General features: G+C 67.5%; 16 protein-coding genes and 1 pseudogene. 8 read left to right on the top strand and 9 right to left on the bottom strand.

Going from position 1 to position 23,434, the window contains the following annotated elements; translation table 11 throughout:
- The first annotated feature begins 139 nt into the window (after window positions 1-139).
- Window positions 140-1,849: an NAD-dependent malic enzyme gene (locus K2Z83_RS00250; RefSeq protein ID WP_220593180.1), complete on the top strand. Its 1,710-nt coding sequence runs from the start codon at window positions 140-142 to the stop codon at window positions 1,847-1,849.
- Window positions 1,850-1,929: 80 nt separating this feature from the next.
- Here K2Z83_RS00250 and K2Z83_RS00245 read toward each other — a convergent pair whose 3' ends face one another.
- The 4 genes and pseudogenes from K2Z83_RS00245 to K2Z83_RS00230 all read right to left on the bottom strand — a co-directional run bounded on the left by K2Z83_RS00245 (window position 1,930) and on the right by K2Z83_RS00230 (window position 4,887).
- A complete protein-coding gene (locus K2Z83_RS00245; RefSeq protein ID WP_220593179.1) occupies window positions 1,930-2,142 on the bottom strand; it encodes a hypothetical protein in 213 nt (70 codons plus the stop codon).
- 105 nt (window positions 2,143-2,247) lie between these two features.
- Complete coding sequence (locus tag K2Z83_RS00240; RefSeq protein ID WP_255603033.1) at window positions 2,248-3,603, bottom strand: RtcB family protein; 1,356 nt, start codon at window positions 3,601-3,603, stop codon at window positions 2,248-2,250.
- A gap of 133 nt (window positions 3,604-3,736) precedes the next feature.
- Window positions 3,737-4,138, bottom strand: a pseudogene (locus K2Z83_RS29685) (STAS domain-containing protein); the annotation flags it as partial.
- 356 nt (window positions 4,139-4,494) lie between these two features.
- The gene (locus K2Z83_RS00230; RefSeq protein WP_220593177.1) at window positions 4,495-4,887 is read right to left on the bottom strand and encodes a hypothetical protein; all 393 of its coding nucleotides are present in this window, start codon (window positions 4,885-4,887) and stop codon (window positions 4,495-4,497) included.
- Window positions 4,888-5,083: 196 nt separating this feature from the next.
- Here K2Z83_RS00230 and K2Z83_RS00225 point away from each other — a divergent pair, with 196 nt between their 5' ends.
- The gene (locus K2Z83_RS00225) at window positions 5,084-6,886 is read left to right on the top strand and encodes an NAD(P)/FAD-dependent oxidoreductase (RefSeq protein WP_220593176.1); all 1,803 of its coding nucleotides are present in this window, start codon (window positions 5,084-5,086) and stop codon (window positions 6,884-6,886) included.
- A 210-nt stretch (window positions 6,887-7,096) separates the two neighbouring features.
- Window positions 7,097-8,191 (top strand): PLP-dependent aminotransferase family protein, encoded by a 1,095-nt coding sequence (locus K2Z83_RS00220; protein WP_370649998.1) that lies wholly within the window; start codon window positions 7,097-7,099, stop codon window positions 8,189-8,191.
- 51 nt (window positions 8,192-8,242) lie between these two features.
- Here the strand turns inward: K2Z83_RS00220 and K2Z83_RS00215 are convergent, their stop codons facing one another.
- On the bottom strand, window positions 8,243-8,956 hold the full coding sequence (locus K2Z83_RS00215) for a cysteine hydrolase family protein (RefSeq protein WP_220593174.1): 714 nt from the start codon (window positions 8,954-8,956) through the stop codon (window positions 8,243-8,245).
- Window positions 8,957-9,118: 162 nt separating this feature from the next.
- Here K2Z83_RS00215 and phoU point away from each other — a divergent pair, with 162 nt between their 5' ends.
- The 5 genes from phoU (at window position 9,119) to K2Z83_RS00190 (ending at window position 19,348) form a co-directional block, all read left to right on the top strand.
- Window positions 9,119-9,778: a phosphate signaling complex protein PhoU gene (gene phoU / locus K2Z83_RS00210; protein WP_220593173.1), complete on the top strand. Its 660-nt coding sequence runs from the start codon at window positions 9,119-9,121 to the stop codon at window positions 9,776-9,778.
- Window positions 9,779-9,978: 200 nt separating this feature from the next.
- Window positions 9,979-11,652: a hypothetical protein gene (locus tag K2Z83_RS00205; protein ID WP_255603031.1), complete on the top strand. Its 1,674-nt coding sequence runs from the start codon at window positions 9,979-9,981 to the stop codon at window positions 11,650-11,652.
- Window positions 11,653-11,745: 93 nt separating this feature from the next.
- Window positions 11,746-14,415 carry a cyanophycin synthetase gene (gene cphA, locus K2Z83_RS00200; RefSeq protein ID WP_220593171.1) on the top strand — a complete coding sequence of 890 codons (2,670 nt, stop codon included), beginning with the start codon at window positions 11,746-11,748 and terminating at the stop codon, window positions 14,413-14,415.
- Window positions 14,416-14,687: 272 nt separating this feature from the next.
- Window positions 14,688-19,124, top strand: a complete 4,437-nt coding sequence (locus tag K2Z83_RS00195) for an adenylate/guanylate cyclase domain-containing protein (RefSeq protein ID WP_220593170.1) — start codon at window positions 14,688-14,690, stop codon at window positions 19,122-19,124.
- Window positions 19,125-19,129: 5 nt separating this feature from the next.
- Window positions 19,130-19,348 carry a Franean1_4349 family RiPP gene (locus K2Z83_RS00190; RefSeq protein WP_220593169.1) on the top strand — a complete coding sequence of 73 codons (219 nt, stop codon included), beginning with the start codon at window positions 19,130-19,132 and terminating at the stop codon, window positions 19,346-19,348.
- A gap of 70 nt (window positions 19,349-19,418) precedes the next feature.
- Here K2Z83_RS00190 and K2Z83_RS00185 read toward each other — a convergent pair whose 3' ends face one another.
- From K2Z83_RS00185 to K2Z83_RS00170, 4 genes are all read right to left on the bottom strand, one after another.
- Window positions 19,419-20,225: an alpha/beta hydrolase gene (locus K2Z83_RS00185; protein WP_220593168.1), complete on the bottom strand. Its 807-nt coding sequence runs from the start codon at window positions 20,223-20,225 to the stop codon at window positions 19,419-19,421.
- Window positions 20,226-20,280: 55 nt separating this feature from the next.
- On the bottom strand, window positions 20,281-21,351 hold the full coding sequence (gene leuB / locus K2Z83_RS00180) for a 3-isopropylmalate dehydrogenase (protein WP_220593167.1): 1,071 nt from the start codon (window positions 21,349-21,351) through the stop codon (window positions 20,281-20,283).
- Between the two features lie 297 nt (window positions 21,352-21,648).
- Entirely contained in the window at window positions 21,649-21,990 is a 342-nt protein-coding gene (locus tag K2Z83_RS00175) for a hypothetical protein (protein ID WP_220593166.1), read from the bottom strand.
- Between the two features lie 103 nt (window positions 21,991-22,093).
- Window positions 22,094-23,434, bottom strand: a 1,341-nt coding sequence (locus tag K2Z83_RS00170) for a BTAD domain-containing putative transcriptional regulator (protein WP_220593165.1), incomplete at its 5' end; no start/stop codon positions are given.

The raw sequence follows: 23,434 nt of genomic DNA, 5'->3' as shown, positions 1-23,434 counted from the left end.
TGGCATGATAGATGCATAGGGCTGTGTTCGTTATCACCTAGAAACCCCCAGGCGACAGGCACTTCACCGTATAGGTGCGTGGCGGCGTGTATGATGGGGGTAGCGATTGCCGCTCTATATTAGTAAGCGAGCTTGATCAATGAGCTTACCCCAGACCAGCCACACTGAGTCCGACGGCCAGCGAGTCGCCCTGCGCGGCCACCAGATCCTCGACACGCCGATGCTGAACAAGGGCAGCGCCTTCAGCGAGGAGGAGCGCCGCGAGCTCGGCCTGCTCGGCCTGCTGCCGCCCCACATCGCCACCATGGACGAGCAGCTGGAGCGCACCTACGCGAACTACTGCCAGAAGACCGACGACCTGGAGCGCTATGTGTTCCTGACCGGCCTGCAGGACCGCAACGAGGTGCTCTTCTACCGGCTGCTCCATGCCCACATCGCCGAGATGACGCCGATCATCTACACCCCGATCGTCGGCGCCGCCTCGCAGCACTACAGCCACATCTACCGCCGCCCGCGCGGCCTCTACATCGCCTACCCCGACGCTGCGCATATCGAGCAGATGCTGCGCAACGCCCCTAACCCCGACGTGCGCGTGATCGTCGTCACCGACGGCGAGCGCATCCTCGGCCTGGGAGACCTCGGCATCGGCGGGATGGGCATCCCGATCGGCAAGCTCTCGCTCTATACGCTCTGCGCCGGAATCCACCCGGCCACCACCCTGCCGATCACCCTCGATGTGGGCACCAATAACCGTGAGCTGCTGGACGACCCGCTCTACCTCGGCTGGCGTCACGAGCGCATGCGCGGCTCGGCCTACCAGGCCTTCATCGAGGCCTTTGTCGCGGCGGTGATGCGGGTCTTCCCCAACGCTATCCTCCAGTGGGAGGACTTCGCCAAGCAGAACGCGGCCACCCTGCTGGAGCGCTACCGCGACCGGCTCTGCACCTTTAACGACGACATCCAGGGCACCGGGGCCGTGACTCTGGCCGGCCTGATGGCGGCGACCGATGTGGCCGATGTGCCCCTGCGCGAGCAGCTCATCGTCATGCTCGGCGCCGGCTCCTCGGTCCACGGCATCTGCGATCAGATCGTGGCCGCCATGTGCGCCGACGGGGCCACGCCCGAGGAGGCCCGCGCCGCGATCTGGCTGGTCGACAGCCGCGGCCTGGTTCACGCCGGGCGCAACGACCTGGGCGATGAGCCCTTCAAGGTGGCCTACGCCCGCCCGGCGGGCTGCACCGACGGCTGGGAGAGGACAGCCCCCGGCCCCGTGACCCTCGCCGACATCGTCCACAACGTGCGCCCAGGCATCCTGGTCGGCGCGGCCGCGCAGCCCGGCGCCTTCGACGAGGCCCTGGTGCGCGAGATGGCAAGCCACGTGGATCGGCCGATCATCTTCCCGATCTCCAACCCGACCTCGAAGAGCGAGGCTGTGCCCGCCGACCTGCTGTCCTGGACGGATGGCCGCGCCCTGATCGCCACCGGCAGCCCCTACGCGCCGGTGGTCTTCGGCGACCGGACGGTGACGATCGGCCAGTGCAACAACGTCTTTATCTTCCCCGGCGTCGGCCTGGGCGTGCTGGCCTCGGGCGCGCGCCGCGTCACCGACGGCATGTTCGTCGCCGCCGCGCGCGCGCTGAGCGCGCTCTCGCCGGCCCGCATCGACCCGGCCGCCTCGCTCTACCCGACCCTGGAAGATGTGCGGATCGCCTCGCGCCATGTGGCCCTGGCCGTCGGCGCCGAGGCCCAGCGCGCCGGCGTGGCCGACCCCTGCGAGCCCGAGGAACTGGCCCGCCGCATCGATGAGCTGATGTGGGAGCCGCACTACACCCGGCTGCTGCCGGCCTGACCGGGGACAGCCGACAGCCGACAGCCGATAGGGATACCCTATCGGCGGTCGGCTATTGATCATCAGCTATCGGCTATCGGCTATTGATCCGGGTCGGCCCAGCTCTCGCGGATGTCCTGGAAGAGCCGCCCGTAGCGGGCCAGCCGGTCCACCGCCTCGCCGATCGCGCTGGCGTCCTGCTTCTTACCCGCGTCGCGCAGCTCCTGGCGCAGGGCGGACAGGATCTCGTAGGCCTCGGCGATCTTCGCCTCGGCCTCCTCAAGCTGGTTCGCCCACTCGTCAGTGTTCTCCATGAACCTTCCTCTCTGGTTGGGGCGTAGCAGGCGAAGGTGCGTGCGCCATAATGGCGCACGCACCTTCGCCTGCTACGCCCTTACGTTGTCTCCTCGGGGCGAGCCCTAATCCTCGCCGGGCTCGCCGGCCATCAGCACGGCGACCGGCCGCATGCGGGCGACCTTCTCCAGCAGGCCGGCGGCCTCCTGGAGCGCGATCACCCGCTCGATATCCTTGTAGGCCAGGGGCGACTCGTCGGCCGAGAGGCCCTCGACCAGGATATCACGTGCGGCGAGGTCGTGCCGCACCGCACCCATGGCGATCGTGTTCTTGGCCCATGTGCGCGAGCCGCGCCGGCCCGCCCCGTGCGAGGTGCTCATGAGCGAGTCGGGGCTGCCCTTGCCGGCCACCACATACGAGCTAGTGCCCATGCTGCCCGGGATCAGGCCGAGCACGCCGGCCTCGGCGGGGGTGGCCCCCTTGCGGTGGACGACCATGTCGCCCTCGCGCCAGGCGAAGTTGTGGTGGTTCTCGACCTGGGCGGCCACCGGCAGCTTGCCCCTGCGGGCGAACAGATCGTGGATGACATGGTGGTTGGCGCTGGCGTAGGCCCCGCAGAGCTCCATGGCCGTCCAGTACTCCTGGCCAGCCTCGCTGTCGAGGTCGAGCCACTCGTAGTAGCGCGGCACCTTGGCGACGCGGGCCGTCTCCTGGGCGGCCACACGCATGTAGTGGTTGGCCACGGCGTAGCCGACCCCGCGCGAGCCGCTGTGGGTGAGCAGGCCGGCAAAGTGGGCCGGCGCGCCGGGCAGCAGCTCCTGGAGCCGCTCGCCCACCACCAGCTCGGCGAAGTGGTTGCCGCTGCCCGAGGTGCCCAGCTGGTCGGCGGCCTTCTGGCGCAGCCCGCGCAGCTGGCCCGTCGCCCCCCAGCGCGGGTCGTCCAGCACCGCGTGGTCGGCCTTGTAGGGTCGCGGCGCCCCGGCCCCGAAGGTCGTCACGGACTTGAGCACGCCGAAGAGCTCGTCGCGCCGGCGCAGCAGCTCGTCGGGCGGGGTCTCGAAGACCGTCAGCATCATGCGGCAGGCGATATCGACGCCGACCATGGCCGGGGCGACGGCGCGGTGGGCGCGGAAGACGCCGCCGATCGGCAGGGCGTAGCCGACGTGGGCGTCGGGCATGAGCGCGCCCCGGTCGGCGATCGGCAGGCGCAGGGCCAGCTGGAGCTGGGCCAGCGCCCCCGGCTCGATGTCGGCCCCGCCCGCGCCCACATCCGCGCCGACCGTGCCGAAGACGGCGGCCGGGGCGGGCTGCTCGCGCAGGCCGAGCAGCTCCGGCGGCGCGCCGAACTCGGCCCGCACCGCCGCCAGGATGCCCTCGGCGTCGTGCCCGTCCTTCTTCAGCGCGGCGGCGCGCTTCGCGATCGTGGTGAACCGCTTGTCGCCCTTCCACGGCGCGATGAGCTGGTGGGGCTTCATGGACATGGCTGCCTCCTTCTAGCACAAGTGTAGCAGGAAGCGCGCCTCTATGCCCTCGGGCCAGCGGCGGAGAAAGGGGAGGTTCGGGCGGGGCATCGCCCGCTCGAACCTCCCCCTCATGCGCTCTGCGCTCTCCGCTCTAGCGGCTATTCCGTAGGGCCAGAGCGATACCGCTCTGGAGCGTGCCCCGGGTGATGATCGAGCTTAGGTCGGCCCCGAGGCCCACCAGAGTCTGGGCGACCTCGGGGCGGATGCCGGTGAGGATCACCTTCGCGCCAAGCAGCTTGACCGACTGGGCCGCACGCACCAGGGTGTTGGCAACCTGCGTGTCGACCACCGGCACGCCGGTGATATCGATGATCGCCACGCGGGCGCGTAGCGTGGAGACGCCTTCGAGCAGCGTCTCGATCACCTGTTGCGTCCGCCGGCTGTCCAGGCTCCCGATCAGCGGCATCACGACAACCTGGTCGGCGATCGGGATGAGCGGCGTGGACAGCTCGCGCAGCGCCGCATCTTGGGTGCGGATGATCTCCTGCTGGAGATGCAGCGTCGAGACCTGGCTCGCCACCAGCTCGTCGAGCAACATGTTCAGGCCGGTGGCGAGGGCGTCGAGCAGTGTGTCATCGTCGCCCACCGGCGCCCGCTGCGAGTAGTCCTGCGCCGCCGCAGCGAACATGACATCGAGGATCTCCTGGCTCTGTCGCTCGGCCTGGGCCTCAGCCGCCTGCTGCTGCTCCCTGGCGGCTGAGGCCTGGCTCAGCCCGTCGATGATGCGGTCTAGGAGGTCGCCCTGCTCATCTGAGCGCTCGGGCTCGGCCTGGTCGTCGCTAACCATGTGCGAGACCATGTCGAGGATCTGGCTAATCCGCGCGTCCGGCGGTGAGCCGAGGTCTGTGCTCATCGCAGGAAACCCTTCAGCCACGCTTGCGCCTCGGCCTCGTCGGTGAAGATACGCATTGGGCAGGTGCCCTCGCGGGCAGAGATCGAGATGAAGAAGTTGGCGATCAGCGAGCTGATCCGCGAGCCGACTAGCAGCGCCATGGCCGCTGTGATTCGCAGGGCCTCGGGGGAGTTATAGTAGTCGCGGGCCTCGCGGCTCTGCGACTTGATCGTGCGAATGTCGATCAGGAGCGGGGTGCGCCGCTCGCCCGAGAGCCGCATCATGACGCGAACATTCTCTTGCGCATCGGCGAGTATCTCCTGGGCACCGGGGAGCAAGGTGATATAGAGAATACCGTCCTCGCCATAGCGGATTGTCGTTGTGCGGGTCTGCACGGGCTCACGCTGCACGGTTGTCGTTCCCTCTGGCTGTCTAGCGTCCGGATTACATCACCTATTGTAAACGATAGCCTTACCAGTAGTGGTATAGCCCCTGGGGCAGATCGCAGGCAAGCGTGTCGCTCGCGGTCTGCCCGGCCCGCGAACCTAGTGTATACTTATTATATCCCCACTGGTAGATGCGACAACTCAATGAGGAGTACACACCATGAGCGACGGCGCACGCACGCCTACGGAGCGGGTATCCGCGTGGCTGGCCGGTTTCGGCGACGCCCTCGGGCGGGGTGACATCCCGGCGGCGGTGGATATGTTCGAGGACGACTGCTACTGGCGCGATCTGGTCTCCTTCACCTGGAACATCAAGACGGTGGAGGGCAAAGACGCCATCGGCGCGATGCTCGCGGCGACCCTGGATCAGGTGAAGCCCTCCGGCTGGCAGATCTCCGGCGAGGCCACCGAGGCCGGCGGCGTGACCGACGCCTGGATCACCTTCGAGACCGCCGTCTCGCGCGGCAAGGGCCACATCCGCATGAAGGGCGACCTGTGCTGGACCCTGCTGACCACGATGGTCGAGCTGAAGGGCCACGAGGAGAAGCGCGGGCCGACCCGTGAGAAGGGCGTGCAGCACGGCGCCTTCAAGGATCGCAAGAGCTGGCTGGAGCGCAGGCAGCAGGAGGAGGCCGAGCTCGGCTACAGCACCCAGCCCTACTGCCTGATCATCGGCGGCGGCCAGGGCGGCATCGGCCTCGGCGCGCGCATGCGCCGCCTCGGCATCCCGACGATCATCATCGAGAAGAGCGAGCGCCCCGGCGACTCCTGGCGCAAACGCTACAAGTCGCTCTGTCTCCACGACCCGGTCTGGTACGATCACCTGCCCTACCTGCCCTTCCCCGAGCACTGGCCGATCTTCTCGCCCAAGGATAAGGTCGGCGACTGGCTGGAGATGTACACCAAGGTGATGGAGCTGAACTACTGGGGCTCCACCGAGGCCAAGGGCGCCCGCTACGATGAGGAGAAGGGCGAGTGGGAGGTGACGGTCGTCCGCAAGGGCGAGACGGTCGTGCTGCGGCCGAAGCAGCTGGTGCTGGCCACCGGCATGTCGGGCCGCCCGAACATCCCCAGCTTCCCCGGCATGGAGAGCTTCAAGGGCGAGCAGCACCACTCCAGCCAGCACACCGGCCCCGAGGCCTACGCCGGCAAGAAGTGCGTGGTGATCGGCTCGAACAACTCGGCCCACGACATCTGTGCGGCGCTCTGGGAGAACGACGCCGACGTGACGATGGTCCAGCGATCCTCGACCCACATCGCCCGCTCGGACAGCCTGATGGATCTGGCCCTGGGCGGCCTCTACTCCGAGCAGGCCCTGGCCAACGGCGTCACCACCGACACCGCTGACCTGATCTTCGCATCCATCCCCTACCGGATCATGCACGAGTTCCAGATCCCGGTCTATCAGGAGATGGCGAAGCGCGACGCCGAGTTCTACCAGCAGCTTGAGGCGGCCGGCTTCTGGCTCGACTGGGGCGACGATGGCTCGGGCCTGTTCATGAAGTACCTGCGGCGCGGCTCGGGCTACTACATCGATGTGGGTGCCTCGCAGCTGATCATCGACGGTGAGATCAAGCTGAAAAGCCGGGTGCAGGTCGAGCGGATCACGGAGCGCGGCGTCGTCCTCTCCGACGGCACGGAGCTGCCGGCCGACCTGATCGTCTACGCGACCGGCTACGGCTCGATGAACGGCTGGGCGGCCCAGCTGATCTCGCAGGAGGTGGCCGACAAGGTCGGCAAGTGCTGGGGCCTCGGCTCGAACACCACCAAGGACCCCGGCCCCTGGGAGGGCGAGCAGCGCAACATGTGGAAGCCAACCCAGCAGGAGGCGCTCTGGTTCCACGGCGGCAACCTGCACCAGTCGCGCCACTACTCACAGTTCCTCTCGCTCCAGCTCAAGGCGCGCTACGAGGGCATCGACACGCCGGTCTACGGCCTGGCCGAGAGCTACCACAAGGCGTAGGGCCGCGTGGTAGGACCACGTCATTGTCGTTCGCCCGGCGCGTACACGGGCGGGCGAGAATCTGCGAGTGCCGCCTGCGCGGCATTCCAAAGCCCACGCAGGTGGGCTTCGCCAAACGCGAGCCCGCGACTTCAGGACTCGCTGTACGCCGCCCGCGCCAAAGAGTCCCTGCCGACGCTCCAGGGCGCGGCCCAGGCCGGCTCCGCTCCTGTGCTGAGCCTGGCCTTCGGCCTTGCCGACCCCGCGCTCTTCCCGCGGGAGGAGCTGGCCGCCGCCACCGCCGCCGTGATGGCTGACGACGCGCCGGCCGCCCTAAACTATGGCCCGTCCTTCGCCGGCCTCACCGATCAGGTGCTGGGCCGCCTGCGCGCCCAGGGTGTCGAGGCCGAGCCCGAGAACATCCTGGTCGGCTACGGCTCAAGCCAGATCCTGGCCCTGCTCCCCGAGGTCTTCGTCGACCGGGGCGACACGGTGATCATCGAGGGGCCGAGCTTTATGGGCGCGGTGCGCCGCTTCGCTATGTCGGGGGCGAACCTGGTGACGGTGCCGACCGACGGCGAGGGGATGGATGTGGACGCGCTGGAGGTGACGCTGCGCGAGCTGGCGGCGCGCGGGGTGCGGCCGAAGTTTATCTACACTATCCCGACCTTTCACAACCCGAGCGGTGTGACGATGCCGCTGGCCCGCCGGCAGCGCCTGGTGGCCCTGGCCGCCGAGCATCAGGTGCTGGTGGTCGAGGACGACGCCTACGGCGAGCTGCGCTTCCGCGGGGACGACCTGCCGACCCTGGCCGCCCTCGACGCCGAGGGCTGGGTGATGCGGGTCTGCACCTACTCGAAGATCCTCGCCCCCGGCGTGCGTATGGGCTGGGCCTACGCCCGCCCCGAGATCATCGAGCGGCTGAACATGTTCAAGCACGAGGGCGGCAGCGGGCCATTCCTCACCCGCGTGATCGCCCGCTACGCCGCCGAGGGCCGCCTTGACGCCCACATCGCCCAGCTGCGCGACCACTACCGCCAGAAGTGCGATCTGATGCTCGATGCGATCGGGCGCGAGTTCCCGGCTGAGGTGCAGGCGGGCCGCCCCGACGGCGGGTTCTTTGTCTGGTGTCGGCTGCCCCAGGGGATGCGCGCCACGGCCCTGGCCGAGCGGGCTAAGGACGAGGGTGTCGCCTTTCTGCCCGGCGTGAACTGCTACGCCAACGGCCAGGGCGAGGACGCCATCCGGCTCGCCTTCAGCTTCCAGTCCGCCGAGAAGATCCAGGATGGCATCGCCCGGATTGGCCGGGCGATGCGAAACATGTAGGGCCGAAGCAGTTGGCCGGTTCGCTCTGCGAACCGGCCAACTGCTTCGGCCCTACACCGTGGCCACCACCTCGACCCCGTTCTGGGCCATGGTGTGCAGGAACAGGGCGTGGTGCAGGTCTCCGTCGTGGGCCATGATCCCCAGGCTCTGGGCGAGATCGACCGGCGTGTCGAAGGTGTCCACGGCGGCGGCGGGGACGATCACCCGCCGCTGGAGGTTTAGGGCGTTGGCCTCCAGCCGCAGGTGCATCGCCGCGCTGAACACGCACAGGTCGGTGCAGTCGCCCACGATGATGAAGGTGTCGACCTGCGGGTGCGCGGCCAGCCAGCTGCCCAGCGAGGTGCCCAGGTGCGAGCTGAGCGAGTTCTTCTCGATTGTGGTGATCTGATCGGCGAAGGGCAGCTCGGCCAGCTCGGACACCGCCTGACTCTCGGGCGTGCCGGCGATGCAGTGCGGCGGGTAGAAGCCGAACTCCGGCGTGTTCGGGTCGTGGGTGTCCTGGGTGAGCACGAGGCTGCGCACGCCGAGGGAGTGGGCGCGGGTGAAGATGTCGACCACCGCCGGGATGAGCGCGCCCACCCGCGGCCCGGACAGCGGCCCCTGCTTGCAGAAGCCATTGATCATATCGATCGAGAGGACGGCCACGCGATCTGGCGTGTCGCCCACGATGCTGGCGAGGTCGGCGCTTGGCAGGCTCGTGTACCAGCGGTCGAGGTAGCTCAGGAAGGGCGCTGCGGTTGCGGTTAGGTTCAGGCTGCGGGTCATGGGGGCCTCCAGCGTATTATAGTGTATTATTGACACTAATTATAGCAGCTTGAACCACCGTTGTCAAGAGCCTGCGCCGCCCCCGAAAGTATGCTATCCTATGGGCGCATTTATGTCAGCGGGCCTGTGGCTACACCACTGTGGGATGAGGAGAAGAGACCAATGGTTCGCGAGCGCTATACACGTCAGATCAGCAGCCTGCGCGAGGATCTCCTTCGGCTCGGCAGCATGGTCGAGCAAGCCCTCCTACGGGCGATCGACAGCCTCAACACATGGGACTCTACCGCGGCGGCGCAGATCATCAACGACGATGTCCAGATCGATGACGCCTGGCGTGCCCTTGAGGAGCGGACGATCCACCTCCTGGCCACCCAACAGCCAATTGTCGCCAGCGATCTCCGTCTGATCACGGTGGTCACGGCCATCGCCGGCGAGCTTGAGCGTATCGGCGACTACGCGAACAGCATCGCTCGCCGCGTGCGCCGGGCCACCCGCCGCCCCTCGTTTGTTACCCCGCCGACCTCGATCAAGGAGATGGCGACCCTCACCGTCCAGATGGTGAACACCAGCCTGGAGGCCTTTCTCCGTCAGGACTCGGCCCTCGCCCATAGCCTGACTCAGAGCGACGAGCGGGTTGATGAGCTTGAGGATCTGCTGCGCGCCGAGATTATCACGCTGGCGAAGTCTGACCCGGAGAAGATCGAGGCGGCGATCGATATGCTCGATGTGATCCACGCCCTTGAGCGCTCCGCCGACCGCGCCACGAATATTGGCGAGCGGGTGATCTTTTTGGCCACCAATAGCGTTGAGACTCTGAACTGATCTTGGGGGTTGGGGGTTGGGGGTTAGGGATGAGTCACTTCGCCCCCCAACCCCCAACCCCCATGTTGCCGGTTGCCGGTTGCCTATGGTAAGATGCATCGAAGAACCGCCTCTTACTGTGGAGCGCATTCGTGTCACAGGATGAAACGCCGCCACCTGACCGCCCTTCAGCCCCTGGCCCGCGCTTTAGTCGTGACACGATGCTCCTCGTTGGTGCGCTGGCCTTCCTTATTATCGCTGTTACACTGACATTTCTCTTCACGCCGAGCTCGGGCCCGCAGGCGGGTCAGGTTGCGCAGACGTCCTCTGCCAACGCGCTGACGCCGGTCGGCGGTGAGGGCATAAGCACACCTGTTACGGTCGAGCCTGGCGGCCCCTACCCCTCGTCGGATGCCACCACCGTATCGGGCTACCCTGAGCCTAGTGCGGTCGGGGACTCTGGGACAGATGCCTACCCGAGCCTTGAGATTGAGACGAGCGCCGCTGATGCTGTGGCCGCCGCGCAGGGCGAGACGTCTACCGCCAACGCTGAGCAGACGATCACCGCCAGCGCGAGCCTTGAGGGCGAGACGGCCCTCGCCCTCGACTCGCCGACCCCCGAGGACGATAACCCCTACCCCGAGCCTGAGGGCACGCCGCCGCCGGCGCCTACCTTTAACCCCGCAGTGACGACGGCGACATCCCCATCCCAGGGAGCGACGTCGGCCCCGGCCGGTGGCCAGCAGCCTGCCAGCACCCCGACCTTCGCACCGTCACCCACGGTTGCCTTGCCACCAACCAGCCCGCCCTTTGTTCCAACCAGCCCGCCTCCGCCCACCGACATCCCAGCGCAGCCCAAGGAGCCGCCGCCCACGTCGCCCCCCGCACCTGTGGTCCCGACATCCCCGCCGGTCGATGTGCTGCGCGGCAATGTGCGCTGGTCTACTGGCGAGAGCCCGATCACCCTGCATAACGATGTGCAGCTCGCCCCCGGCGCCGAGCTGATCATCGAGCCCGGCGTGGAGGTGCGGATCGACCCCGGCGTCTCGATCTACGTGGATGGCGCGCGCTTGTTGGCCCTCGGCCTCCCCGGCCAGCCGGTGCGCTTCGTGGGCAGCACGCGGGCGCGCTGGAGCGGCATCTTCGGGCGCCCCGGCAGCTTTATCGTGATGGAGAACACGGAGGTGCGCGGCGGCGGTGCCGGCGGCACGGTGATGGCGGTCGATAGCAGCGAGCTGGTGGTGCGCAGCAGCCGGATCGATGACAACGGCGGCGGTATCTTGGTCACCGATACGAAGCTTGAGGTGAAGGACACCGAGATCGCCGGCAACGATGTGCCCTTCGGCGCAGCCCTCGATGGATCCTACGCTCGCGGTACGTATGTCACGCTGCAGCACAACCGTATCGGCGGCAATCGGCTCAGCGACGGCGCGCCGATGGTGCGCTTCGCCAACCAGAGCACCTTTAGCACGCTGATCCTTGATATCTCTGGCAACTTGTTTCGTGGCGGCACGCCGAACCTCCAGCTGATCACGAACGGCCCGCTCCAGGGCGGCGTCACCTGTAATGCCCTCATTGGCGAGGGCCAGGGCTTCGGCCTGCGCACGCAGACCCCGCAGGTGAACCCGAACGGCGTCCCGCCGCTGGGCCTGTCCTTCACGAATAACTTTCTCGATGAGCACATCCCGCCGGTCATCCCGGTCTATCTGAAGTATGGTCTCGGCCGCGGGGCCACCAGCGAGGTGCTGATCGATATGCGCGACAACTGGTGGGGCGAGGCATCTGGCCCCTACGAGCCTGATGCGAACCCCGATGGCCGCGGCGACTCGGTGGGCAGCAATATTCTCTTCATCCCCTGGCAGACTCAGCCCCCGCCCTGCGCGCCGAGCAAATGATAGATCGATAATAGGGGTGGGCGGCGAAGCTGCTCACCCCTATTATCGATATTGACGTAGGCTTCGCTGTACCCTACCGACCTGGAGAGTGCCATGCGTGTGGAAGAAGTGCGGGTCTACCGCGGCCCCAACCCCTACGGCTACCGCCCCGTGATCCGGATGACGCTCGACCTGGAGGAGCTAGAGGAGTACCCGTCGACACAACTCCCCGGCTTCAGCGACGCCCTGGTCGCGCTGATTCCCACCCTCCACGAGCACGGCTGCTCCTACGGCGAGCCCGGCGGATTCATCCGTCGCCTCTACGAGGGCACCTGGATCGGCCATATCGCCGAGCATATCGCCATTGAGATCCAGTGCCTCGCCGGCACTGATGTGACCTATGGGAAGACTCGCTCGGTGCCGGGCCGGCCCGGCGTCTACTATGTGGTCTACTCCTACGCTGAGGAGCGGGTCGGCCGCGAGGCTGGCGATCTGGCCCTGCGCCTCATCCGTTCGCTGCTCCCGCCCGAGCTGCCGAGCGCTATGCCCGCCGAGGAGCGCGACGCCTTCGACTTCGCCGAGGAGCGCGACGACCTGATCGCCCGCGCCCAGGATATCGTCCTCGGCCCCACCACCGCCTCCCTGGTGAATGAGGCCCGCAGGCGCGACATCCCGGCCATTCGCCTCGATGACCAGAGCCTTGTCCAGCTCGGCTACGGCAAGTATCAGCAGCGCATCCGCGCCGCCGTCACCGGCCAGACCAGCAATATCGCCGTGGAGACGGCCTCCGATAAGGAGCTGACCATTGCCCTGCTCGCCGATGTCGGCGTGCCCACCCCGAGCCACAAGCTGGTGCGCTCGGCCGAGGCCGCCGCCGCCGCCGCCGAGCGCCTCGGCTTCCCGCTGGTCGTCAAGCCGCTCGATGTCTCCCACGGCCGCGGCATCTCGCTCAACCTCGGTAGCGTCGAGGAGGTGACCCGCGCCTATGAGATTGCCGCCGAGTACAGCTCCTCCGTCCTTGTCGAGACCTTTCTGCACGGCAAGGACTACCGCGTCCTGGTGATCAATGGCGAGGTGGTGGCAGTGGCCGAGCGCGTCCCCGCCCACGTGGTCGGCGACGGCCAGCACAGCATCGCCGAGCTGATCGAGATCATCAATAGCGACCCTCGCCGCGGCTTCGGCCACGAGAAGGTGCTGACCAGGATCAAGCTCAATCACCAGTCGGATCTGCTGCTCCAGCGCGCCGGCTACACGCTTGATACCATCCTGCCGACCGGCGAGGTCTTCGCGCTAGCCAGCACCGCGAACCTCTCCACCGGCGGCACCGCGATCGACCGCACCACCGAGATTCACTACGAGACCCGCGAGATCGCCCGCCGGGCCGCCCTGATCGTCGGCCTCGACATCGCCGGGATCGACATCATCACCCCGGACATCGCCCAGCCCCTGCGCGAGGTTGGCGGCGGCATCGTCGAGGTCAATGCCGGCCCCGGCTTCCGCATGCACCTCCAGCCCTCTGAGGGCACCCCGCGCAATGTCGCCCGCAATGTGATCGACATGCTCTTCCCGCGCGGCACCCCCTCGCGCGTGCCGATCATGGCGATCACCGGCACCAACGGTAAGACCACCACCGCCCGCATGGTTGCCCACATCCTCAAGATGACTGGCGCTCGCGTCGGCCTCACCACCACCGACGGCATCTACATTGATGGCCAGATCTACATGAAGGGCGACATGACCGGCCCCTGGTCGGCGCGTATGGTGCTCAAGGACCCGACCGTCGACGCGGCGGTGCTGGAGACGGCACGCGGCGGTATCTTGCGCGAGGGCCTCGGCTACGATACGTGCGACGTCGGCTGTGTGCTCAACATCAGCGCTGACCACCTCGGCCTGCGCGGCGTCAACTCCCTGGAGGACCTGGCCGAGGTTAAGGCGTTGATCGTCGAGGTCGTCCGCAAGGACGGGGCCAGCGTGCTCAACGCCGACGACCCGCTGGTGGCCGCCATGGCCGCGAGCGCCGAGGGCCGCATCGTCTACTTCAGCATGCACGGCGGCGAGACGTCTAGCGGCCTGGTGCGGCAGCACATCGCCGACGGCGGCGTGGCCGTGGCGCTCCAGCCCGGCGTGCGCGGCGAGATGATCGCTATCTACGACGAGGAGCAGTACATCCCGCTGCTCTGGACCCACCTCATCCCGGCCACTCTGGAAGGCAAGGCTCGACATAACGTGGCGAACGCGCTGGCGGCCACGGCGATCGCCTACGCCCACGGGGTCAGCGTGGAGAACATCCGCCAGGGACTGCGCACCTTCACCACCAGCTTCTACCAGGCCCCCGGCCGGCTGAACATCTTCGATGAGCACCCCTTCCGCGTCCTGGTGGACTACGGCCACAACCCGGCCGCCTTCCAGGCCATGCGCGACCTGATCGAGCGGCTGCGGCCTTCCTACCAGCGCGTGATCGGCATGGCCTCGGCCCCCGGAGACCGCCGCGACGTGGACATCCAGGAGGTCGGCGCGATCGCCGGCACAATGTTCGATACGCTCATCCTCAAGGAGGATGACGACCGGCGCGGGCGGGCGCCCGGCGAGATCGCCGCCCTGATGCGCTCCACCGCCGCCGCCAGCATGCCCGCCGCCCAGATTATCACCGTGCTGGACGAGATCGAGGCCACCCGCCACGCCCTCAGCATCGCCGAGCCCGGCGACCTGGTGGTGATCTTTGCTGACAACATCACGGCGGTCTGGAAGGAAGTTATCTACTTTGGGAAAGACGCGCCGCGATAGAGGCGCTCTGGCCTGGATTCGCTCATCCCCTGTCATCCAATTGTCATCTCTCCGTCGTTAAATAGGGAGGTAAGCCTCGAGATCCGCCAAACGGAGCAGCGCCACCGGCGCGGCGGGTATATAATAGGCTGTAAAAGTGGCCTTCAACAAGGGAACAGTGTACAGGGTACAGGCGAACCATTGCATCGCGGTGGCCATCGCGATTCCCTATCACCTGTCCCCTGTCCCCTCTCGCCTAGCCACAGCGGAGCGCGATGCCTCACGCCGATCACATGCTGAATGCAGTAGCCGGCCAGGACGCCGCCCCCACACCGACTGTCGAATCGCCGCTGCGCCGATATCTCGGTGCCGATCTGGCCGGCCGCCTGATCGATGGCTCCGCGCGTGATCACGACCGCTACGCCGCCGCCGCCCAGCTGGCCAGCGCCCGTTACGCCCTGAGCACCTACCTGCCGCGCCGCCTGCTCCAGCGCCAGCTCACCGGTGCTAGCGCCCAGCCCTGGCTGGAGTGGGTCGAGGGCTCCCTGCTTTTCGCCGATGTCAGCGGCTCCACCGCCCTGGCCGAGCGCCTCTCGACCCTTGGGCGCGAGGGCACCGAGATCGTCACCGACACGCTCAACAGCTATTTTGGCACGATGATCGAGATCATCCAGCGTGCTGGCGGCGACCTGATCACCTTTGGCGGCGACGCCCTGCTCGTGCTCTTCGAGGGCGCGGATCACACCCACGCCGCCACCGCCACCGCGCTCTCCCTGCTGCGCGAGCTGAGCGAATTTCAGCGCCACGTCCCCGGTGTGGGCACCTTCCCCCTGAGCATGCACATCGGTGTGGAGCGTGGCCGGGTGGCCCTGGTGAGTGCCGGCCAGCCCCGTGCCCTGCGCTATAGCGCCATGGGCCACACGGTTAACGGCGTCGCTATGGCCGAGGGTCACGGTGGTCGCGGCGAGCTGGTGCTTGGCCCGCAGGCCTGGTCCGCCGTCGCCGCCGACGCCTTGGGCGAGGATGTGGCCGATGGCTACATGCGTGTGCACGACCTGCGGGCCGCCGCGCCGGTCGCCCCGCCCGCCGCCGATGAGCCGCTCGCCGGCTTCGACCTGGCCTCGCTCACCCACCTCGCCGGCCAGATCGACCGGATCAGCCCCTACCTGCCGCCCAGCCTTGTTATGCGTATCCTGGCCGACCCCCAGCGCCCCGTGGTCGAGGCCGACCTGCGCCCGGTCACGGTGCTCTTCGCCCAGGTGCTCGGCCTCGGCGATCTGGTCGAGCGCCTGCCCGCCGACCGCGCCGCCGCCGTGGTGGACGCCTTCCTGCTGCCTATTCAGGCCGTCGTGCAGCAGTACGGCGGCTTTGTGAACAAGCTTGACCTGGCCGATGAGGGCGACAAGCTGCTGGCCGTCTTCGGCGCGCCGATCGCCTACGAGGACCACGCGGAGCGGGCTGCCCGCGCCGCCCTGGCCATGCAATTGCAGATTGCAGATTGCAGATTGCAGATTGACGCTCTGCTCGATCCGAGTTCCGGCCCAAATCTACAATCTACAATCTGCAATCTGCAATTGAGAATCGGCCTCAACACCGGCAACGTCTTCGCCGGCAACGTGGGCACCGCCGAGCGTAAAGAGTACACCGTGATGGGCGACGCGGTGAATGTGGCGGCGCGGGTGATGGTGCAGGCTGTGTGGGGCGAGGTGCGCTGCTCGGCGGCGACCGCCTCCCTGATCTGCCACGCCCTCGGCTGCGATGACCCGCATCATGTGATGGTCAAGGGGAAGGCCGAGCCCCTGGAGCTGCTGCGGCTCACCGGCGAGGTCGCCATCGCCCCCGATGGCGCCGTGCCGACCGCCCCGCTGATTGGCCGGTCTGAGGAGCTGGCGTGGCTGCGCGATAACCTGGCCGCCCTCGACACGGGCGTGGGCCGGGTTGTGCGGGTGAGCGGTGACGCAGGCATCGGCAAGAGCAGGCTGGCCGCCGCGCTGCTCGACGCGCGCCCCGACATCCGCGCCATCCAGGTGCGCTGCCTCTCCTTCAACACGAACACCCCCTACGCCCCCTGGGGCGAGCTGCTGCGCGACCTCTGCGGGATCGCGCCGGCGGACGGCCACGACGTGCGGGCTGCGAAGCTCGGCGCGCTCATGGAGTCGGCTGGCATCCCCGCCGACGACTGGCTGCCGATCCTGGCCGAGCTGGTGCGGATCGAGGTTGAGGATACGGTGATCGTGCGCGCCCTCGACCCGCAGCAGCGCCAGTCTCGCCGCTTCGAGATGATCAATACGCTGCTCCAGACCGCCGCCCGCGCCGAGGGCGGCCTGCTGATCGTCTTCGACAACCTCCACTGGGCCGACCAGGTCTCGCTCGACCTCTGGCAGCACGTGGCCGCCGCGCTTCCCGATTCCCCACTGCTGCTGCTCGGCCTTCACCGCAGCCGGCTCGACTGGGGCGGCGGCCCCCAGGGCGACGGGGCCGCCGAGCTGGAGCTGGGCGACCTGCCCGCCGATGGCTGTGCGGCCCTGCTGTCCAGCCTCGCTGGCGATGCCCCCCTGAGCGATGAGCTGCGCGGCCAGATCGTCGCCCGCGCCGCCGGGAACCCGCTCTTCCTGGAGGAGCTGCTGCGCGCCCTGCGCAGCAGCGGCACCGGCATCGACGCGCTGCCCGATAGCCTGAGCGGCCTGATGCTGGCCCGCATCGACCGGCTCGACGAGCGATCACGCTCCATCCTGCGTGTCGCCGCCGTGATCGGGCAGCGATTCCCCGTCGGCCTGCTCCAGTCGGTACACATGGAGGATCAGGAGGCGCTGCTCAGCCAGCTCGCCCACCTCGACGCCCAGGATCTCACCAGCATGGAGCGCGAGATCCCTGAGCAGGTGCATCTCTTCCGCCACGGCCTGATGCAGGAGGTGGTCTATCAGAGCCTGCTCTATGCCAGAAGGCGCGAGCTGCACCGCCGCATCGGCGAGTACCTGGAGCAGCGCTACCGCGACGACCTTGTCCAGGTGCGGGCCGAGTATGGCGACGACGGTAAGAACTACCTGGTGCAGATCGGGCGCAACGGCTCGGTGATGAGCCGGGCCGCCCGCAGCAACGGCACGGCGATCTTCCTGCTGGCCCACCACTACCGCCACAGCGACGCGGTCGAGCGTGCGGTGCCCTACCTGCTGCTGTCCGGCCACATCGCCCGCGATGACTACGCCAACGAGCAGGCCATCCAGTCCTACCGCTGGGCGCTGGAGGCGCTGTCCGCCACCCCCAATAGCCCGCGTTCATGGGAGGCCCGCGAGGCACTCGGCGATGTGCTCTGCACCCTCGGTCGCTACGATGAGGCCCAGCTGGAGTATGCGGCAATTTTGAATGTTGAATTATCAATGTTGAATGCCGAACCTTCAGAACATTCAACATTCAACATTCAACATTCAACATTACCGCCCGCCGTCAGCGCCGAGGTGCTGCGCTCCTGGGGCGACGCCCTGGAGAAGCAGGGGCGCTACGGCGAGGCCCTGGAGAAGCTGCGTCAGGCCGAGGCCACCTGCGAGGCGGCGATCAATGCGGTGCCGCCCCTGCTGCTCTCGGCGATCTCCGCCGATATGGGCCTGGTGCTGCGCCGGCTCGGTGAGTACGACCAGGCCCTGGAGATCTGCCAGGCCGGCCTGGCGAAGATCCGCAACGACCGGCGCAGCGCCGAGGATGAGCGGATCGAGGCCGACCTCCAGCAGCAGATCGGCACTATCTATGGCATGCGCGGCCAGTACGACCAGGCCCGCTTCCACTTCGAGAACGCCCTGGCTGCCCAGGAGGCGATCGACGACCTCTTCGGCTGCGCCCGATCACATAATAACCTGGGCTACCTGGCTCAGCTCCAGAGCGACTATGATCGCGCGGTGGCCCACTACGAGCATGCAGAGGATCTGGCCGAGAAGGTCAGCGCGAAATATGTGCTGAGCAGCGTGAAGCTCAACCTCACCTACGCTTATTACCTGCTTGATCGCTATGATGAGGCGGCGCAGGCATGCCACGAGGTGCTGGCACTCTGCACCCAGATCGGAGATCGCGATGGGGTCGCCAAGGTCTACGGGGTGCTCGGCTCGATCGCCTTTAACCGCGGCGACTACGCCGCCGCGGCTGCCGAGTACCGGCGCGCACTGGGGCTGCATCGCGAGCTGGGCGGCGGCTACGAGGAGGGGAATACCCTGGCTCTGATCGCCGGGGTGTATAACGCGCAGGGCGAATACTATCAGGGCCGGGCTGTGGCCGAGCAGGCGCAGCAGATCGCTATCCGCATCGATGTGCCGAAGCTGGAAGTCGAGGCGCTCTGTGCGCTCGCCGAGGCCGATCTGCTGGCGTCCAGGGATGCCGAGCCTGATGCGCAGGTGCTGGCCCGCGCCGCCGCGTCTGCCGCGCGGGCCGCCGAGGTGGCCGAGCAGATTGGCAGCCGGCTTGAGCTCGGCGTCGCCATGAGGCTCGGCGGCCAGATCGCCGCCGCGCGGGCCGAGTCTGCCGACCAGCAGTTTCTTGCCGCTGCGGTGATCTTTGAGTCGATCCGCAGCGCGTTCGAGCTCGCCCGCGCCTGGGCGCGCTATGGCGAGTACCTGGCCGAGCGAAACCCTTCGGCCTCAGCTGCGTATCTTAGGCAGGCGGGGGAGACATTCCGCCGGATTGGGGCCAACGCTGAGCTGGGCCGGATTGCGGCGCAGCGCACTGTCAATGAGAAACAGGAGTAATGCCAATGTCGCAGGAAGCCGTCCAGCAGATCATCGGCCGCGCCGTCACCGACGCCGCGTTCCGCCAGCAGCTGATCGATAACGCCCACGAGGCCTGTAAGGGCTACGACCTGACAGCCGATGAGCTGAACGCCCTTGAGGCCCTTGACGCCGAGAGCCTCAAGGCCTTCGCCGGCAGCTTGGATGTTCGTATCACCAAGAGCGGCGGCAAGGGGTTCATCTGATCCCCAGGCTGCAGGGGCGCAGCAGCCCAGTTGCCCTATGGTGGGTGATGTCATCGCTGCTGCTGCGCCCTTACAGCGGATGTGATCGCCCCCTGAGCAAAAACCGCAGCGCGTCGGGAAGCCGCCTGGCCCAGGCGGCTTCATCGTGCCCGGCGCCCTCCTCAAGCACGTAGCGCAGATCGCGCTCAGGCATATACCCCTTGGCGAGCAGCAGCGCGTGGAGATCGCCGCACAGGCCGACCGAGCGGGCCGGCTCCGCGTCGCCCATGTCCAGGTAGATCTGGCCGAGGATGGGCGGGCAGCGCCGGATGGCTGTCAGTACCTTGCCGCGGGCGAACCAGAGCGAGGGGCTCATCGCGCCGACAAATCCGAACTGCTCGGGGTAGGCGAAGAAGCCGTAGATGCTGATCAGGCCGCCCATCGAGGAGCCGAGGATGCCGGTGTGGGCGCGGCCCGGCAGCGTGCGCAAGTCGCGGTCGATCAGCGGCTTGAGCGTGTCGATCAGGAAGCGTAGGTAGACGTGGCCCTGCCCGCCGCCGTGGCGCTGGTCGCGGAAGGGGCTATACTCAGCCATGCGGTCCGCACCGGCGTTGGGTACGCCCACAATGATCGCCTCCAGCCCCTCCCCAGCCAGCTCCTCCATCGTCTCGTCGGCCCGCCACTCGCCGGCGAAGCTGGTCGCCTCGTCGAAGAGATTCTGCCCGTCCTGCATATAGACCACTGGGTAGCGCCGATCAGGCTGTCTCGCATACGAGGGCGGCAGGTAGACGGCGATGTCGCGCCGGTTGCCCAGTTGCGGGCTCGCTAACCCCAGGTAGACGCGGATATCGCCGACGGTGGTATCTGAGATGTAGGGGTGCCAGGTCATTGTGCTCATCGCATATTAATCTACTGGTGTGGGCGCAAGCACTGCTTGCGCCCACACCAGTAGATTAGATCCTACTCGCCACGGCGTCGCCAACCTCGGAGGTGCTGCGGGCGACCTGGTCGCCGCGGGCGATGTCGCCGGTGACGATGCCGGCCTCAAGCACGGCGGAGACGGCGGCCTCGACGGCGCGGGCCTCGGCCTCCAGGCCGAAGGAGTGGCGAAGCAGCAGCGCGGAGCTGAGGATCGTTGCCAGGGGGTTGGCCTTGCCCTGGCCGGCGATATCGGGGGCGCTGCCGTGGATGGGCTCGTAGAGGCCCATCTGGCCGGCGCCGAGCGAGGCGCTGGGCAGCATGCCCATTGAGCCGGCCAGCATCGAGGCCTCGTCGGTGAGGATGTCGCCGAACATATTCTCGGTGACGATCACATCGAAGTCGCTCGGCCGTCGCAGCAGGTGCATGGCGCAGGCGTCCACCAGCATCCAGTCAAACTGGAGGTCGCTAAACTCCTCGCGCATGATCTTTGTGGTGATGCTGCGCCAGAGCCGGCTCGTCTCCAGGACGTTCGCCTTATCGACCAGGGTTAGGTGGCCGTTGCGCTCGCGGGCCAGGCCGGCGGCCAGCCGGACGATCCGCTCGACCTCAGCCTGGCTGTAGATGCAGAGGTCGCTGGCCCACTCGCCGTGCTCGTCGCGGTCGCGGCGCTTCTCGCCGAAGTAGATCCCGCCGGTGAGCTCGCGCACGACCATCAGATCCACTCCGGCGAGGCGCTCGGGGCGCAGGGGCGAGGCGTCGATCAGCAGCGGGTGGACGGTGACGGGGCGCAGGTTGGCGTAGAGGCCGAGGGCCTTGCGGATGCCGAGCAGCCCCTGCTCGGGGCGCACCTTGGCGTTGGGGTCGTCCCACTTGGGGCCGCCGACGGCGCCCAGCAGCACTGCGCCGCCCGCCCGGCAGGCGGCGACGGTCTCATCGGGCAGGGGCGAGCCGGTCTGGTCGATCGCGATGCCGCCGATCAGAGCCTCGTGGATCTGGAAGCTATGGCCAAAGCGCGCGCCCACGGCGTGGAGCGCCTTCGTCGCCTCGGCCACCACCTCGGGGCCGATGCCGTCGCCCGGCAGGGCGGTGATTGTGTAGTCCACGTCAACCTCTCTCTCAAGGGAACAGGGAACAGGGAACAGGGAACAGGTGGCAGGTGGCAGGGAACGCTGCGCTGCTGTCTCTGCACACATTCTGCCGATGATACCATACGTTCCCGCATGGCTATAGTGGCAATACCGCAGAAGTCGCCCTGTCACGCTGAGCGAAGCGAAGTGTCCCGGTCAGGATTCTTCGCTTCGCTCAGCATGACCGAACACCGTACAGGGTTACTTATGCGGTATTGCCTATAGTGACTTTATGATCTACAGGTATCTCTCTCTGCTCCTGTCCCCTGTCCCCTATCCCCTGTCCCCTCGTTGGTAACGTGCGGGTAACTTTTGGCCCATATACTGCGCCCAGGTAACAAACGGCAACGCTTCAGCACACGTCACCAGGGCCGTACAGAGAGGGAACTTATGGCAACGCGAAGGATCGAGTCGTTCCTCCTGCGAATAGTAGTCTCTGATGATTCTCGCGCTGAGCCGCCCCAGTGGCGCGGGCGGATTCAGCATGTTGCCAGTGGCGCCGAGCAGCAGATCGACGAGCTCGCGCAGGCAGTTGCCTTCATCACCAATCATCTGAGCAGCTATGGCGGCCGAGAGTTCACATTTGAGCCCGTGCGGGCGATCGAATGATCGCATACCCCGAGATCCAGGCAGCAGCTAGCCCGCCCACCTCGCCCTGTCTTCCCTATGCTCTCCTCCCAGCCCCCAGCCCCTCTGCATAGCCCCGGTGCCCTGCTGCCTACGGACGTCTCCCCGGCTGACTACTGCGGAGCATGTCTGCCCCGGCCTTGATCTGGTTGTAGATCGCCACCGTCTCCGGCAGCGGCTCGACCCCGAGATCCTGCTCGAGGGCGGCCACGCAGCGCGCGTAGAGCCGGAGCGCCGTGCTGCGCTCGCCAAGTCCGCCGTAGGCCCGCATCAGCAGCTGGTAGGCCTCCTCCTGGGCCTGGTCATACTCCAGCACGCGCCAGGCAAGGCCGATCGCATCGTGGGGCAGGCCATCCTCGATCAGCATCCCCCCAAGCCGCAGCGACGCCTCGGTGAAGAGCAGGCTCAGCCGCTCGCGCTCCACCACCGACCAGTCCTCATAGAGACAGTCGGGCAGGAAGGTGCCGCCATAGAGCTCGATCGCTCGTCGGTAGAGGGCCAGCGCCTCATCGCGGTGGTCGCGCTGGGATGCGTTGCGGGCCTGATCGGCCTTCGCCGAGAACTCAGCCGCGTCATAGCTGTGGTCGCTCTCGACATTGAAGCCATAGGTGTCGCCCTGCTGGACAACATAGTAGGTGGGGGCGCCCTCGGGGCGGTTGGGCTCGATCGCCTTGGTGAGCCGCGAGAGCGTGACGCGCAGGTTGTTGGCGGCGGCCTCAGCCTCAAGGCCGGGCCAGAGCATATCCATGATCCTATCGCGGGGGAGCATGCGCCCGCGCTCGACCAGGAGCAGCTGGAGCAGCTGGCGGGCCTTGACGCTGCGCCAGTCGCGGTCGCGGATCTCCACCTCGCCGCGCCAGACGCCGAAGCCGCCCAGGCTGCGGACGTGGAGGGTGTAGGCTGGCCGGTAGACGAGCCGCTCCAGGGCGTGCTCGGCGGCGAGGCGGACGGGGCCGTGGCGATCCTTGAGCATCGCGCGCAGCGATGAGTAGGCCGACGCGGAGCCGGCGTCGCCGAGGAGCTCGGCGATACGGACGCGGGCGTTCGGGCCGGGGCCGGTGTCGAGCATGCGCAGGAGCAGGCTGGGGGCCTCGGCGGGCAGCTGGCGGCGCAGCACCTCGCCCACGACACGGGTGGCGACCTCCACCTGGAGGTTATGCGCCGCTGCGGCCTCGATCGTGGCCGGGGGGAGGAAGGGCAGGTAGCCGAACCCGTGCTCCTCGCAGATCTGCCAGCCGGCCTGCATATCATCAGTGACGCTCTGCTCGTCGCGGTGCTGCCGGCCCTGTGTCGCCCGATAGAATCGGACGATGGCCAGGAAGAGCCCGTCGCCGCGCTGCGACATCTCTGCCACCAGATCGTCGGCGAGCGCACCTGCGCGCTCCTTCTCATCGCCCTCGCCGAGGGCGATGAGAAGGAGGATCTGCATCCA

Origin of the sequence: Oscillochloris sp. ZM17-4, assembly GCF_019599295.1 — a bacterium.
Lineage (GTDB): Bacteria > Chloroflexota > Chloroflexia > Chloroflexales > Chloroflexaceae > Oscillochloris.
Note: the sequence above shows the minus strand (reverse complement) of the source record. Positions and strands in the feature narration are given on the sequence as shown.

Excerpts from the sequence above, each read along its gene's own strand:
- phoU (WP_220593173.1), top strand. The coding sequence starts at position 9,119 with ATGGTTCGCGAGCGCTATACACGTCAGATCAGCAGCCTGCGCGAGGAT.
- K2Z83_RS00245 (WP_220593179.1), bottom strand. The coding sequence starts at position 2,142 with ATGGAGAACACTGACGAGTGGGCGAACCAGCTTGAGGAGGCCGAGGCG.
- K2Z83_RS00240 (WP_255603033.1), bottom strand. The coding sequence starts at position 3,603 with ATGTCCATGAAGCCCCACCAGCTCATCGCGCCGTGGAAGGGCGACAAG.
- cphA (WP_220593171.1), top strand. The coding sequence starts at position 11,746 with ATGCGTGTGGAAGAAGTGCGGGTCTACCGCGGCCCCAACCCCTACGGC.
- K2Z83_RS00225 (WP_220593176.1), top strand. The coding sequence starts at position 5,084 with ATGAGCGACGGCGCACGCACGCCTACGGAGCGGGTATCCGCGTGGCTG.
- K2Z83_RS00190 (WP_220593169.1), top strand. The coding sequence starts at position 19,130 with ATGTCGCAGGAAGCCGTCCAGCAGATCATCGGCCGCGCCGTCACCGAC.
- K2Z83_RS00250 (WP_220593180.1), top strand. The coding sequence starts at position 140 with ATGAGCTTACCCCAGACCAGCCACACTGAGTCCGACGGCCAGCGAGTC.
- K2Z83_RS00185 (WP_220593168.1), bottom strand. The coding sequence starts at position 20,225 with ATGAGCACAATGACCTGGCACCCCTACATCTCAGATACCACCGTCGGC.
- K2Z83_RS00205 (WP_255603031.1), top strand. The coding sequence starts at position 9,979 with ATGCTCCTCGTTGGTGCGCTGGCCTTCCTTATTATCGCTGTTACACTG.
- K2Z83_RS00175 (WP_220593166.1), bottom strand. The coding sequence starts at position 21,990 with ATGCGATCATTCGATCGCCCGCACGGGCTCAAATGTGAACTCTCGGCC.
- K2Z83_RS00215 (WP_220593174.1), bottom strand. The coding sequence starts at position 8,956 with ATGACCCGCAGCCTGAACCTAACCGCAACCGCAGCGCCCTTCCTGAGC.
- K2Z83_RS00195 (WP_220593170.1), top strand. The coding sequence starts at position 14,688 with ATGCTGAATGCAGTAGCCGGCCAGGACGCCGCCCCCACACCGACTGTC.